Annotated in this window: 10 protein-coding genes; 3 read left to right on the top strand and 7 right to left on the bottom strand. The window is 70.1% G+C overall.

Annotation, left to right across the window (positions count from 1 at the left end; translation table 11 throughout):
• Positions 1-168: 168 nt before the first annotated feature.
• Positions 169-723 (top strand): hypothetical protein, encoded by a 555-nt coding sequence (locus tag OG852_RS14795; protein ID WP_133917703.1) that lies wholly within the window; start codon positions 169-171, stop codon positions 721-723.
• A gap of 79 nt (positions 724-802) precedes the next feature.
• Here OG852_RS14795 and OG852_RS14800 read toward each other — a convergent pair whose 3' ends face one another.
• From OG852_RS14800 to rpsO, 5 genes are all read right to left on the bottom strand, one after another.
• Entirely contained in the window at positions 803-1,258 is a 456-nt protein-coding gene (locus OG852_RS14800; protein ID WP_133917702.1) for a hypothetical protein, read from the bottom strand.
• 14 nt (positions 1,259-1,272) lie between these two features.
• Positions 1,273-2,025, bottom strand: coding sequence for a 4-hydroxy-tetrahydrodipicolinate reductase (dapB, locus tag OG852_RS14805; protein ID WP_133917701.1), 753 nt, complete (start codon positions 2,023-2,025; stop codon positions 1,273-1,275).
• A 26-nt stretch (positions 2,026-2,051) separates the two neighbouring features.
• Positions 2,052-3,431: a M16 family metallopeptidase gene (locus OG852_RS14810; protein WP_133917700.1), complete on the bottom strand. Its 1,380-nt coding sequence runs from the start codon at positions 3,429-3,431 to the stop codon at positions 2,052-2,054.
• Positions 3,428-5,650, bottom strand: coding sequence for a polyribonucleotide nucleotidyltransferase (locus OG852_RS14815; protein WP_133917699.1), 2,223 nt, complete (start codon positions 5,648-5,650; stop codon positions 3,428-3,430). The genes OG852_RS14810 and OG852_RS14815 overlap by 4 nt, the downstream gene beginning before the upstream one ends.
• Before the next feature lie 328 nt (positions 5,651-5,978).
• On the bottom strand, positions 5,979-6,266 hold the full coding sequence (rpsO, locus tag OG852_RS14820; protein ID WP_016432306.1) for a 30S ribosomal protein S15: 288 nt from the start codon (positions 6,264-6,266) through the stop codon (positions 5,979-5,981).
• A 367-nt stretch (positions 6,267-6,633) separates the two neighbouring features.
• On the opposite strand from rpsO, the gene OG852_RS14825 reads away from it, so the two are divergent.
• Positions 6,634-6,915, top strand: coding sequence for a DUF397 domain-containing protein (locus OG852_RS14825; protein WP_133917698.1), 282 nt, complete (start codon positions 6,634-6,636; stop codon positions 6,913-6,915).
• A 311-nt stretch (positions 6,916-7,226) separates the two neighbouring features.
• Here OG852_RS14825 and OG852_RS14830 read toward each other — a convergent pair whose 3' ends face one another.
• Positions 7,227-8,759 carry an outer membrane protein assembly factor BamB family protein gene (locus OG852_RS14830; protein ID WP_330348193.1) on the bottom strand — a complete coding sequence of 511 codons (1,533 nt, stop codon included), beginning with the start codon at positions 8,757-8,759 and terminating at the stop codon, positions 7,227-7,229.
• A 102-nt stretch (positions 8,760-8,861) separates the two neighbouring features.
• A complete protein-coding gene (gene eccD / locus OG852_RS14835) occupies positions 8,862-10,331 on the bottom strand; it encodes a type VII secretion integral membrane protein EccD (RefSeq protein WP_330348194.1) in 1,470 nt (489 codons plus the stop codon).
• Positions 10,332-10,492: 161 nt separating this feature from the next.
• Here eccD and eccCa point away from each other — a divergent pair, with 161 nt between their 5' ends.
• Positions 10,493-14,449 (top strand): type VII secretion protein EccCa, encoded by a 3,957-nt coding sequence (gene eccCa, locus OG852_RS14840; RefSeq protein WP_330348195.1) that lies wholly within the window; start codon positions 10,493-10,495, stop codon positions 14,447-14,449.
• Positions 14,450-14,504 lie beyond the last annotated feature (55 nt).

The raw sequence follows: 14,504 nt of genomic DNA on the forward strand, positions 1-14,504 counted from the left end.
CCATCACATCTGCGGTTCGCGCCCACTCTACGGGGCGCCCGGGACGCACCCGGCGCACCTCGTCGGCCCAGCGGTTCACAGCCGTCACAGCAGCCGCAGGCCTCTCAGGGGCACCGACGCGATAGCCTCACCGGGCACAGCCCACGCACGGACGAGTGAGGACCAGTCGTGCCCCTGCCCTTCCTGACGGCCGATCGCCCGTTCGAGACAGCGGACGATGTCGCGCTGCCCTTCGAGGACCGTGAGCGCTGGCGGCGCCCCTACCGGCCCGGCCCCTGGCGTGTCGCAGCAGCCGCGCTGGCCCTGCTGCTCGCCTCGTTCGTGCTGCTCGCGGCCGTCGCCATCGCACTGACCGGAAAGGTCTCCGACGCGGGCGTGGTCCTCGGCCTCTCCCTGCTGGTGATCGTCGCCGCGCTGCGGCTGCTGCGCATGGGGGTGTGGGTCAGCGCTCGCGGGCTGCGGCAGGTGCGGTTCGTCCTCACCCGGACGGTGCCGTGGGACCGGGTCGCGGTCCTCCGGACGGTTCAGGGGCCGGTGCGCTGGCTGGGGATGCCGCGCACGGTCCAGGGACAGGCCCTGGTCCTCGTACGACGGGACCGGCCGGCGGACGACACGGCGATGCTGCTGACCACGCACGGGGCGGACTTCCTGGGGCGGGCCGAGGCGTTCGACCGGGCCTCGGACGCCGTCGAGGCATGGGCGTCGGAGTACGGGCGTTCCTGACTCCGAAGACGCCGAAGACGCCGAAGGGGCCGGTCCGCACTCTCAGCGGACCGGCCCCTTCGGCGTACGGCGGCACGGCTCAGGCCGTCTCGACGCGCTTGCCGTCGTGGAGGCTGATCGCTCGCTGCATCGCCTTGCGGGCGCGCGGGGTGTCGCGGGCGTCGTGGTAGGCGACGGCGAGGCGGAACCAGCTCCGCCAGTCCTCGGGGGCCGCCTCGGTCTCGGCCTTGCGCCGGGCGAAGACCTCGTCGGCCGAGTCGCGGTCGATGCGGCCGCCGGGGGTGCGCTTGAGCTCGTCGACGGGGAGGCCGCCCTCGGCGTCGAGTTCGGCGGCGAGGGCGTTGGCCCGGCGGACGAACTGGGTGTTCTTCCACAGGAACCAGACGCCGATGACCGGCAGGATCAGCACCGCGATCCCGAAGGTGACGGTGATCAGGGTGCCGGACTGTATGAGCATGACGCCGCGGCTGCCGACCAGGACGAAGTAGAAGACCAGGACGGCGGCCGTGACGGCGTAGGAGAGCTTGGCGCGCATGTCGGACGCGATCTCTAGTTCAGGTCCAGGAAGTGCTCCAGGCCGAAGGTGAGGCCCGGAGTCGTCACCACCCGGCGGGCGCCCAGCAGGATGCCCGGCATGAAGCTGCTGTGGTGGAGGGAGTCGTGGCGGACGGTGAGGGTCTCGCCCTCGCCGCCCAGCAGGACCTCCTGGTGGGCCAGCAGGCCCCTGAGGCGGACGGCGTGCACGGGGATGCCGTCCACGTCCGCGCCGCGCGCTCCGTCCAGCGCCGTCGCCGTGGCGTCCGGGGCCGGGGCGGTGCCGGCCGCGCGGCGGGCCTCGGCGATGAGCTGGGCGGTGCGGGTGGCGGTGCCGGAGGGGGCGTCCACCTTGTTCGGGTGGTGCAGCTCGACGACCTCGACGGACTCGAAGTACGGCGCCGCGATCTGCGCGAACTTCATGGTGAGGACCGCGCCGATGGAGAAGTTCGGCGCGATGAGCACACCGGTCTCCGGGGAGGCGGCCAGCCAGTCGCCCAGCTGCGCGAGGCGCTCGTCGGTCCAGCCCGTCGTACCGACCACGGCGTGGATGCCGTGGCCGACGCAGTACTCGAGGTTCTCCATGACGGAGGCGGGCGTGGTGAGTTCCACGGCGACCTGGGCGCCGGTGTCGGCCAGCGTCTCCAGCTTGTCGCCGCGGCCCAGGGCGGCCACCAGCTCCATGTCCTCGGCGGCCTCGACGGCCCGTACCGCCTCGGAACCGATCCGGCCCTTGGCGCCGAGGACCGCCACACGCAGCTTGCTCATCTGTTGTGCTTCCTTACGGGAGTGGATTAGGCGACCGCGTCGTGCAGCCGGGCGGCCTGCTTGTCCTTGAGCGGGCCGATGACCGACAGCGACGGGCGCCGTCCCAGGATGTCGCGGGCGACCGAACGGACCTCGTCCGGGGTCACGGCCGCTATCCGGGTCAGCATCTCGTCGACGGACATCTGCTCGCCCCAGCACAGCTCACTCTTGCCGATGCGGTTCATCAGCGCACCGGTGTCCTCCAGGCCGAGCACCGTGGAGCCCCTGAGCTGGCCGATGGCGCGCCCTATCTCGTCGTCGGACAGTCCGTGCTGGGCGACGTGGTCGAGTTCGTCGCGGCAGATCCTCAGCACGTCGTGGACCTGCGAGGGACGGCAGCCGGCGTAGACGCCGAAGAGGCCGCAGTCGGCGAAGCCGGAGGTGTACGAGTACACGCTGTAGGCCAGGCCGCGCTTCTCGCGGACCTCCTGGAAGAGCCGGGAGGACATGCCGCCGCCGAGGGCGGTGTTGAGGACGCCGAGGGCCCAGCGGCGGTCGTCGGTGCGGGCGAGGCCGGGCATGCCGAGGACGACATGGGCCTGCTCGGTCTTGCGGCCGAGGAGTTCGACCCGGCCCGAGGCGCGGATGGTGCGTCGGCCGTCGCGCGGGGCGATCGGCGCGGCGTCCGTGTTCTTCAGGGCGCCCGCCTTCTCGAAGGCCGCGCGGACCTGCCGTACGACCTTGTTGTGGTCGATGTTGCCGGCGGCCGCCACGACCAGGTGCGTCGGGTCGTAGTGCTTCTTGTAGAAGCGGCGGATGCGGTCGGCGGTGAGGGCGTTGACCGTGTCGACGGTGCCGAGGACCGGTCGGCCGAGGGGGTTGTCGCCGAACATCGTCTGTGCGAACAGGTCGTGCACACAGTCGCCGGGGTCGTCCTCGGTCATGGCGATCTCTTCGAGGATGGCGCCGCGTTCGACGTTGACGTCCTCTTCGAGGATGAGGGAGCCGGTCAGCATGTCGCAGACGACGTCGATGGCGAGCGGCAGGTCGGCGTCGAGCACGCGCGCGTAGTAGCACGTGTACTCCTTCGCCGTGAACGCGTTCATCTCGCCGCCGACCGCGTCGATCGCGGAGGAGATGTCCAGCGCCGATCTGCGGGTGGTGCCCTTGAAGAGCAGGTGCTCCAGATAGTGCGTGGCGCCGTTCAGCGCGGGGGTCTCGTCGCGGGAGCCGACGTGGGCCCAGATGCCGAAGGTCGCGGAGCGGACCGAGGGGAGGGTCTCGGTGACGATGCGCAGGCCGCCCGGGAGGGTGGTCTTGCGGACCGTGCCGATGCCGCTCTCGCCCTTGATCAGGGTTTGGGTACGGGCGACGGCCCGCGCCTCCGAGGAGGTGCGGGCCGTCGCCGGGGAGCTACTCGACGTCACTTGTCGGTGTCGTCCTTCTGCTCGTCCGTGGAGCCTTCCTCGCCCTCGATCACGGGGATCAGGGAGAGCTTGCCGCGGGAGTCGATCTCGGCGATCTCGACCTGGACCTTCTGGCCCACGCCGACGACGTCCTCGACGTTCTCCACGCGCTTGCCGCCGGCCAGCTTGCGGATCTGCGAGATGTGCAGCAGACCGTCCTTGCCGGGGAGCAGGGAGACGAACGCGCCGAAGGTGGTGGTCTTGACGACCGTACCCAGGTAGCGCTCGCCGACCTCGGGCATCGTCGGGTTGGCGATGCCGTTGATCGTCGTACGGGCGGCCTCGGCGGAGGGGCCGTCGGCGGCGCCGATGTAGATGGTGCCGTCGTCCTCGATGGTGATCTCGGCGCCGGTGTCCTCCTGGATCTGGTTGATCATCTTGCCCTTGGGGCCGATGACCTCGCCGATCTTGTCGACCGGGATCTTCACGGTGATGATCCGCGGCGCGTTGGGGGACATCTCGTCCGGCGTGTCGATCGCTTCCATCATCACGTCGAGGATGTGGAGGCGGGCGTCACGGGCCTGCTTGAGGGCGGCGGCCAGGACGGAGGCCGGGATGCCGTCCAGCTTGGTGTCGAGCTGGAGGGCGGTGACGAACTCCTTGGTGCCGGCGACCTTGAAGTCCATGTCGCCGAAGGCGTCCTCCGCACCGAGGATGTCGGTGAGGGTGACGTAGTGCGTCTCGCCCTCGATCTCCTGGGAGATCAGACCCATGGCGATACCGGCGACGGGGGCCTTCAGCGGCACACCGGCGTTCAGCAGCGACATGGTGGAGGCGCAGACCGAGCCCATGGACGTCGAGCCGTTGGAGCTCAGCGCCTCGGAGACCTGGCGGATCGCGTAGGGGAACTCCTCGCGGGTCGGCAGGACCGGGACCAGGGCGCGCTCGGCGAGGGCGCCGTGGCCGATCTCGCGGCGCTTCGGGGAGCCGACGCGGCCGGTCTCGCCGGTGGAGTACGGCGGGAAGTTGTAGTTGTGCATGTAGCGCTTGCGGGTCACCGGGGAGAGGGTGTCCAGCTGCTGCTCCATGCGGAGCATGTTGAGGGTGGTGACGCCCAGGATCTGGGTCTCGCCACGCTCGAACACCGCGGAGCCGTGCACGCGCGGGATGGCCTCGACCTCGGCGGCGAGCGTACGGATGTCCGTGACGCCGCGGCCGTCGATGCGCTTCTTCTCCTTGATCACGCGCTCGCGGACCAGCTGCTTGGTGAGCGAGCGGTACGCGGCGGAGATCTCCTTCTCGCGGCCCTCGAACTCCGGGAGCAGCTTCTCGGCGGCCAGGCCCTTGACGCGGTCCAGCTCGGACTCGCGCTCCTGCTTGCCGGCGATGGTGAGCGCCTGGGCCAGCTCGGGCTTGACGGCGGCGGTCAGCGCCTCCAGGACGTCGTCCTGGTAGTCGAGGAAGATCGGGAACTCGCCGGTGGGCTTGGCGGCCTTCGCGGCGAGGTCGGCCTGGGCCTTGCAGAGGACCTTGATGAAGGGCTTCGCGGCTTCCAGACCGGCGGCGACGACCTCCTCGGTGGGGGCCTCGGCGCCACCCTTGACGAGCTGGATGGTCTTCTCGGTGGCCTCGGCCTCGACCATCATGATCGCGACGTCGCCGTCCTCCAGGACGCGGCCGGCGACCACCATGTCGAAGACGGCGTCCTCGAGCTCGGTGTGCGTCGGGAAGGCGACCCACTGGCCGCTGATCAGCGCGACGCGGACGCCGCCGATCGGGCCGGAGAAGGGCAGACCGGCGAGCTGCGTGGACGCGGAGGCGGCGTTGATCGCCACGACGTCGTACAGGTGGTCGGGGTTGAGCGCCATGATCGTGGCGACGACCTGGATCTCGTTGCGCAGGCCCTTCTTGAAGGACGGGCGCAGCGGGCGGTCGATCAGGCGGCAGGTGAGGATGGCGTCCTCGGAAGGACGGCCCTCACGGCGGAAGAAGCTGCCGGGGATCTTGCCGGCGGCGTACATCCGCTCCTCGACGTCCACCGTCAGGGGGAAGAAGTCGAGCTGGTCCTTGGGGTTCTTGGAGGCGGTGGTGGCCGACAGCACCATGGTGTCGTCGTCCAGGTACGCCACGGCGGAGCCGGCGGCCTGCTTGGCCAGGCGGCCCGTCTCGAAGCGGATGGTGCGGGTGCCGAAGGCGCCGTTGTCGATGACGGCCTCGGCGTAGTGGGTCTCGTTCTCCACTAGCGTTTTCTCCGTTACTTGTCGTCTTTTCGTCCCGCGCTGCCCGTGTGGCAGGGGGACGGTGACGGAGATGCGCGCCGTGCGGTGCGGGCCGGTCTTCGATCGAAGCACCCGGGGCTCGTTCCCCCGGGGGCCACTACCGAGGACCGGCGGCGGCTAGGTGCGCTCTCCTCGTTCGTTTGGTGATGCGTTGCCAGCCATCACCCTGTGTCATGCGTAGTGCGGTGTGCTACCACACTACAAAGGGGTGGTGACACTCCGCACGTTTCCGTACGTACAGCAAAAGGAGCGGCTCCCCAGAAACGGGAACCGCTCCCTCCACGGCGTCTTACTTGGCGCCGGCCGCACCGCGGCGGATGCCGAGGCGGTCGACCAGCGTACGGAAGCGCTGGATGTCCTTCTTGGCCAGGTACTGCAGCAGGCGGCGACGCTGGCCGACCAGGATCAGCAGACCACGGCGGGAGTGGTGGTCGTGCTTGTGGGTCTTGAGGTGCTCGGTCAGGTCGGAGATCCGACGGGACAGCATGGCGACCTGGACCTCGGGGGAGCCGGTGTCGCCCTCCTTCTGGCCGAACTCGGCGATGATCTGCTTCTTCGTAGCGGCGTCGAGCGACACGCGTACTCCTCATGGTCTGTGGCCGCCGAGTGCCCCCGGTCTGCATCGCGGGGGAGCTTCCGTTACTCGGGAGGCGGGGATCCGCTGGGCGCGGCCTCCAGGGCCTCACTGAGGGCTCTGGGGGTGCGTACACAAACGGCCGACAGACAGGGTACCAGGAGGTGGCGGGCGTCTTCGCCCCGGTATCCGAACCACGTCGGTGGCGGGGAAGGGGCCACTAGGGTGACGGTCGGATCGTACGTGGAGCGGATCGTGCGGGACGCGGTGCGTGGAGCGTGATGCGGCGCGGTGCGGTGCGGTGCGGTGCGTGAAGCGGTGCGTGAAATGGCTCGTACGTGAAGCGAACGTCGGGAAGGGACGCTGGGGCATGGCGGAGACGGAAGCGGAGATGAAGGCGCGCAAGGAGCGCGAGCGGGACGAGCTGTACGCGCTCGACATCTCCGGCGTCGAGTGGAAGTGCGCTCCGGGCGCGGAGGAGCACGAGGAGCGCGTCGAGATCGCGGACCTGCCCGGCGGTGCCGTGGCGATGCGGTCCTCGCTGGATCCGGACACCGTGCTGCGCTACACGCAGGGGGAATGGCGGGCGTTCGTGCTGGGGGCGCGGGACGGGGAGTTCGACCTGGAGGCGGGGCCTCGGGCTGCGGGGTAGGCGGGCGGGTTGGGGAACGGATGGGGGACGGGGTGGGGGACGGGTGCGGGACGGGGTGGGTTGGGGAACGGAGGGGGGACGTGGCGGGGGACGTAGGTCGGTGACCGGGTGGGTCGGGAGGTGGGCGGTGGGTGCCGGCCGCCGCCCGTTCGTCCGCCGGTCCGTCGGACCGCCACCCGTCCGCCGCCCCCGGCCGACCGCTGGGCCCCGTCCGACCAACCGGGCCTGTCCCGACCACCGGGCCCCGTCCGACCACCGGCCCTGTCCGACCACCGGGCCCCGTCCGACCACCGGGCCCCGTCCGACCGTCGTCAGGAATTCTTCAGCGTGCTGCTCTCGATGCCGAGGACCGCGTAGATCCAGCGCGGCTGGCCCTTGGCGGGGCCGGTGACCGACTTGGCGCCGAAGAAGAGGCGGCCGTCCTGGACGAGGACGTCGGTGAAGTCGATCGAGGTGAAGTTCTCCGCCTCGGGCGGCAGGTCGAAGTAGAAGAAGGGCTTCTCCTCGCCGGTCTTCGGGTCGAGCGCGACGAGGGCGCTGGGTGAGATGCGGTCCTGGCTCTCGCGCAGGGCGAGGAGCCGGTCGCCGCTCACCTCGACGGGGACCAGCAGGGCGTCGGGGCCGGACTCGAACTTCTGGGTGGTGTTCCCGGTCGCCAGGTCGAAGCCGATGATCCAGTTCGTGGTGTGCTTCGCGATGTCGTCCTTGCTGCGCAGGAAGACCTGTCCGGCGCCGACGGCGACGGTCGGGCAGTAGTCCAGGACCGTGTAGTCGTCCTGGAGCGCGCACTCGCCGACGTAGGTGCCGCTGCGGAGGCGGATCGTGGCGCGGTTCTTGCCGTGGTCGTCGAGGGAGAGCAGTTCGGTGATGCCGGTGTCGCCGGCCGAGACGGCGAGGACGGCGGGGGCGGTGGAGGGGACGGCGACCTCGCGGACGCCCTGCGCGGCGGAGTACGTCCACAGCGTGCGGCCGGTGGCGGGGTCGACCTTGCGGATCTTGTAGGTGAGGACGTCCCAGCTGTCGATCGGGAGGTTCTTGTCGCCGCTCCAGCACTGCTGACGGACGAGCAGCGCGCCGCCGCCGGCGGCACCGTCGTCGTGGCAGGTGCCGGTCGCCTTCGTGCTCCAGCGCTGTCTGCCGTGGTCCATGTCGTACGCGATCGTGCCGCCGCCCCAGGTGACGGCCACCGTGTCGCGGGTGAGGGTCACGCTCGGGGCGTCCTGGAGCGCGTCGGTCGTCGGCTTCTTCGGGGAGGCGCCGATGCCGTGGACCGGGAGGGCGTGCGACCAGACCTCCTCGCCGTCGTCGAGGTCGAAGAAGGCCACGTGGTCGCAGAGGGCGTGCTCCTCGTCCTTGCCGGCGTAGAGCACGGCGGTGCGGTCGTCGCCGGTGACATGACGGGTGTAGCCGCAGATGGGGCCGTCGAGGGGAAGCCTCCACTTCTCGTCGCCGGGCGCGGCGTCGGTGCCCATGGCGAAGCCGACGAGGGTCTTGTTGATGCCCTTGGCGAGGATCTTGTCGGTGGCCCACAGACCGGGGAGCTGGTAGGACTCGCCGGGGCTCAGGTCGTCGACGGAGAAACGGAAGGCCATTTTGCCGACGGTGGTGGCGGGTTGGTGCTCCACGGTGGTGCGGATGTCCAGGGGGCCTTGGGTGGGGGCTGTCTCCTGGGTCCTCGTGCCGTTGTCGTCACTGCCCCACAGGAGCAGGCCGCCGGTACCGAGCGCGGCGACGAGTACGAGGGCGAGCAGGCCCAGCAGCCAGGTCTTGCGGCGGTTGCGCTCGCGGGTCTCCGCGGCCAGGGCGGACTGGGTGTACAGGGAGGGGGGCGGGCCGAAGCTCACGCGGGGTCCTTTGGCTGGGTCTACCGGTTCTGCGGCCGGGTTCCTGAGTCTGGAGCTGCGGCCGGGATCGGCGGCCGGTCGGTCGTCGGTGCTTGGGACGGTCTAGCCGACCATGGATCGCGCCGCGGTCAGCGCGCCGACGGTGGCGAGGCAGAGCGGGACGAGACTGAGCAGGACCGTCCCCTCCGCGAGGTCGAGGAAGCGGCCCCAGAACGGCGACAGGCCCTTCTTCGGGATGATCAGACCGACCGAGGTGATCAGTGCGGCGCCGGCGGCGATCGCCGCCGTGAGCCACGTGGTCCGCAGGTCGAGCGCGCCGCTGTCGCCGTGCAGGACCAACTCCGTCACGGCCTCGGCGGGTGGCTTGAGCGCAAGGCCGAGCAGCAGGAGCGCGACAGCGGCGATTCCCGCGCCGAGGACGCATACGACCTGGGAGGTGTAGCGGAAGAGACGAGCGCGGACGAGCATGGCCAAGCCCGTGGTCAGGGCCAGGAGTTGTCCCCAGACGTTGTCCGAGAAGCCGAGGACGGCGGCCGTGCCGACGACGACGGCGGCAGTGCCGCCCACCAGCCCCAGCAGCATCTCGTGGCCGCGCCGGGCCTGGGCGGCGATGCGCTCCGCGTCCAGCGCCTCTGTGTCCGCCGACGAAGCCGTATCGGGGTCGAAGTCGTCCTGGGTGGCGGAGCGGGGCGGCGCGTACCCGATGGGCAGACGGGCGAACCGTGCGGAGAGGCCCGGCAGGAAGGCCACGAGACCGATCGACACCGGGGCGCACACCGCCGCGGTGGAGGTCGCCGACGCCTCGGTCACGATCATCACGAAGGTGGCCAGCACGCCCACGGCCGACAGGAAGGTCGCCGCGACGAAGGGAGCGTCCCCGCTGGGCGTGAGCGCGACCAGAACGACCGAGGCGACCAGGACGGTCACGCAACCGAGCAGGAACTGGAGCCGGCCCGGCCCCTGTCCCTGGTCGGGAGAGACGATCCCGGTGCCGGCGAGCAGCAGAAGAGGCAGCGCGCCGAGTCCCAGGGCGACGGCCGAGCCGCGGTCGTCGTAGACACGCGCGCGTACGCTCGCCAACGCGGCCAGGAGCACTCCGAGGCCACCCGCGATGACGCCGGCAAGCCCGGACATGTCGTGCCGCACCGGGTCGGCGTACCAAAGGACGAAACCGAGGAGGAGCAGGAGCAGCGAACCCCCGGTGAGGCCGGCGGTGCGCAGCAGGTCGTCGCTCCACAGGTGACGATCACGCGCTACGGCGGATGCGACCGCGTCCGACACATCGTCGTAGACCGCTGGAGGCAGGGACTCCGCAAACGGGCGCAGGGCGAGCACCTCGCCGTCGAGGACCCGCTCGTCCGCGAGGGTCCGGGCGCCGTCGAGAACGCGGCCGTCGCGACGCACCAGGTGGTAGCCGGTCGGGGTGCCGGCCGGCTGGGTCTGGCCCGTGAGCCGCAGGATCTCGGGGTAGACGTCGGCGACCGGGATGTCCACCGGGAGCGCGACGTCGATACGGCTGTCCGGCGCCACGACAGTGACTCGGCAGAATCCCGTCGCCGCGGTCGTACTCACCTTCACTGACCCCCTGCTTCGCGGATGCGTACGCTGCGGGCGTCACCCTACCGGCCGCGATGTCAGAGCTGACAAGTAGCATCGGGCAACAGCGGACGGCGGCCGTCACCACGGGGGTGCCGGTGGGCAACGACTCGTCCGTACAGGGGGATTGTGCTCCGGTGAGCCAGATCGTCATCAAGCGCCCGCCGCGTACCCTGCCGCCCGAAGTGCCCGTGGATGAGCTGCATCTGGAGACTCCTCCCGAGCTGCCCCGAGGGCAGCAGGAGGGCGTGCTCATGCAGGTCCTGCCGACGCTCGGCATGGGCTCGTCCGTCGTGTTCTACTTCGCGTCGCCGAACGCCCACCCGTTCATGCGGATCATGGGTGTGCTGATGCTGGTCTCGACCGCGGCGATGGTCGTCTCGCAGATTGTCCGCTATCGCCGTGGTACGCAGGGGCAAATGGCCGATGTGCGCCGTGACTACCTGCGCTACCTCGCCCAGACCCGCCGTACGGTCCGCAGGACCGCGCTCAAGCAGCGTGACGCCCAGCTGTACCTGCACCCGGCGCCGGAACAGCTGTGGGCACTGGTGGCCGAGGGGGGCCGGGTGTGGGAACGCAGGGTCGGGGACAGTGACTTCGGGCAGGTCCGGATCGGCCTGGGGCCCCAGCAGCTCGCCACTCCGCTGGTCGCACCGCACACCGCGCCGGTCGACGAGTTGGAGCCGCTCTGTGCCGGCGCCATGCAGCGCTTCCTGGCCGTACACGGCCAACTGGACGGCCTGCCGGTGGCGTTGTCCTTGCGCGCCTTCTACCACATGACCCTTTCGGGTGATGCCGGCTGCACCCAGTCGACCGCTCGCGCCCTGGTGGCCCAGGCAGCCTCCCTGCACTCCCCCGACGACCTGGTGATCGCCGTCGTGGCCTCGCCAGGTGCCGTGGCGCGTTGGGACTGGACCAAGTGGCTTCCGCACTGTCAGGTGCCGGGCCAGTTCGACGGCTCCGGCACCCGTCGGCTCTTCGGTGACGACCTCGGTGAGCTGGAACAGCTGCTGACGTCCAGGCTCGACGGCCGGCCACGTTTCAGCCGGGACGGTCAGCCCGTCCTGGACCAGCCCCACCTGCTGGTGGTCCTGGACGGCGGCATCGTGCCTCCGACCTCGGCCTTCGCTGCCGCCGAGGGGCTCCAGGGCGTGACGATCGTCGAGGTCGTCCCCGGCGACCTCGACCAGCCACGTGGGGATCTGTCCATCGTCGTACGGCCCGAGCGGCTCTGGCTGGACTCCGGAAGCGGAACGATCTACGAAGGTGAGCCCGACACGCTGTCGCAGCCGGCCGCCGAGGCGCTGGCCCGGCAACTGGCGCCCCTGCGCATGGGCAGCGGTGGGGACGGCGACGAACCGCTCCTCGCCAACCTCGACTTCACCGACCTGTTGGGCCTGGGTGACGCGGCGTCCGTCGACGTCGCGCGTACGTGGCGTCCGCGATCGACCCCGGAGAGGTTGCGGGTGCCGATCGGTGTGGGTGAGGACGGTCAGCCCGTGATGCTGGACCTGAAGGAGGCCGCGCAGGAGGGCATGGGCCCGCACGGTCTGTGCGTGGGTGCCACCGGTTCCGGCAAGTCGGAGCTGCTGCGGACGCTGGTGCTGGGTCTGGCGGTCACGCACTCCTCCGAGACGCTGAACTTCGTCCTCGCGGACTTCAAGGGTGGCGCGACGTTCGCCGGCATGTCGCAGATGCCGCACGTCGCAGCCGTCATCACCAATCTCTCGGACGACCTGACGCTCGTGGACCGCATGGGCGACGCGATCCGCGGCGAACTGCAGCGCCGCCAGGAGCTGCTGCGGGCGGCCGGCAACTACGCCAACATCCACGACTACGAGAAGGCGCGGGCCGCCGGTGCTCCGCTGGAGGCTCTGGCCTCGCTCGTCCTCGTGATCGACGAGTTCAGTGAGCTCCTCACGGCGAAGCCGGACTTCATCGACATGTTCATCCAGATCGGTCGGATCGGCCGTTCCCTGGGCGTGCACCTGCTGCTGGCCTCCCAGCGCCTGGAGGAAGGGCGACTGCGGGGCCTGGACACCTACCTGTCGTACCGGATCGGTCTGCGGACGTTCTCGGCCGCCGAGTCGCGGGCGGCCCTGGGCGTACCGGACGCGTATCACCTGCCGTCGGTACCCGGCTCGGGGTATCTGAAGTTCGGCACGGACGAAATGATCCGCTTCAAGGCGGCGTATGTGTCGGGGGCGTACCGAGCCGGCGCTCCTGAGGTCGCCCAGGGCAGGATGCCGATCGAGCGGCGCCCGGCGCTGTTCACCGCGACACCGGTGCCCATGGTGTACGCCGACCCGGATCCGGCTCAGGCCCCCGCGCGCAGGGACGACGCCGCCCTCGCGGACACGGTCCTCGATGTCCTCGTTCAGCGCCTGGAGGGCCAGGGTGTACCGGCCCACCAGGTCTGGCTGCCTCCGCTGGATCAGGCACCCGCGTTGGACCAGCTACTGCCGTCGTTGACGGTCTCGGCACAACGGGGGCTCCACGCGGCGGAGTTCACGCGGCCGGGCGGGCTGACGGTGCCACTCGGACTCATCGACAAGCCGTTCGAGCAGAAGCGTGAGGTGCTGTACGCGGACTTCTCCGGTGCGGCCGGCCACATGCTGATCGTCGGCGGACCGCAGTCCGGCAAGTCGACGCTGCTGCGTACGCTCGTCGCGTCGTTCGCCCTCACCCACACCCCTCACGAAGTGCAGCTCTACTGCCTCGACTTCGGTGGGGGCGGCTTGACCGCGATCGCGGACCTGCCGCATGTCGGCGGGGTGGCCTCACGGCTGGATCCGGAGCGTGTGCGGCGTACGGTCGCGGAGGTGGCGGGCATCCTCAACCGCCGTGAGCAGTTCTTCCGCGCGAACGGCGTCGATTCCATGGGGACCTACCGCAGGCGCCGTGCGGCGGGTGAATTCGTCGGCGAAGCCTGGGGGGACGTCTTCCTCGTCATCGACGGTTGGGGAAGCTTCAAAAACGACTACGAGGGCCTGGACGGCGTGGTGACGGACCTCGCGGCCCGGGGCCTCGGGTACGGCGTCCATGTGGTGCTCTCCGCCTCGCGGTACATGGAGGTGCGGGCGGTCCTGAAGGACCAGGTGCTCGGCCGGCTCGAGCTGCGGCTCGGCGACGCGATGGATTCGGAGTTCGACCGCAAGGTCGCGCAGAACGTACCGACGGGAGTGCCCGGCCGTGGCCAGGTCCCTGAGAAGCTGCACTTCATGACGGCGGTGCCGCGCATCGACTCGTCCGCGGCGAACGAGGACCTGACGGACGCCACGGCACAGCTCGTGCAGGCGGTGAAGGACAACTGGCAGGGCCCGGCCGCCCCGACCGTACGGCTCCTGCCCCGCAAGCTTCCGGCCGACCAGTTGCCCAAGGGCTTCGAGTTCCCGCAGCACGGCATCGCGATCGGCATCGACGAGGCGAACCTCGAGCCGGTCTTCATCGACCTCGACGCCGATCCGTTCTTCCTGGTCTTCGGTGAGAGCGAGTCGGGCAAGACGAACCTGCTGCGTCTGATCGCCAAGCAGATCGCCGAGCGTTACACGCCCGCGGAGGCACGGATCGTGGTGGGCGACTACCGGCGCACCATGCTGGAGACGGTGTCGGAGGAACACCTTCTGGAGTACGCGCCGATGGCGTCGGCCATGCAGGTGCACATGGACGCCATTCGGCAGTTCATGGAGATGCGCACCCCCAAGCCGGACATCACGCCGCAGCAGCTTCGCGATCGCAGCTGGTGGAGCGGTCCGCAACTGTTCGTCATCATCGACGACTACGAACTGGTCGCCACCAACTCCGGCAATCCACTCTCTCAGTTGGTGGACCATCTGCCGTTCGCGCGGGACGTCGGCGTCAAGTTCATCGTGGCGCGCAGCGCGGCCGGGGCCTCACGGGCCATGTACGAGTCCTTCATGCAGCGGGTGAAGGAACTCGGCGCGCAGGGCGTGGTGTTGTCCGGCGACCCCGGCGAGGGAGACATCCTCGGCAACGTCCGGGGCAGGCCTATGCCCGCAGGCCGCGGCGTGTTCGTGTCACGCAAGCGAGGGACATCTCTTATCCAGGTGGGCTTGCTTCCGCAACGCCACTAAAGTGACTGATCGAGCCTGGTCCGATCTCGACTGAACGGGCTCGTCTTGATTTAAC

The sequence above is a fragment of the Streptomyces sp. NBC_00582 genome (assembly GCF_036345155.1).
Classification (GTDB): Bacteria; Actinomycetota; Actinomycetes; order Streptomycetales; family Streptomycetaceae; genus Streptomyces.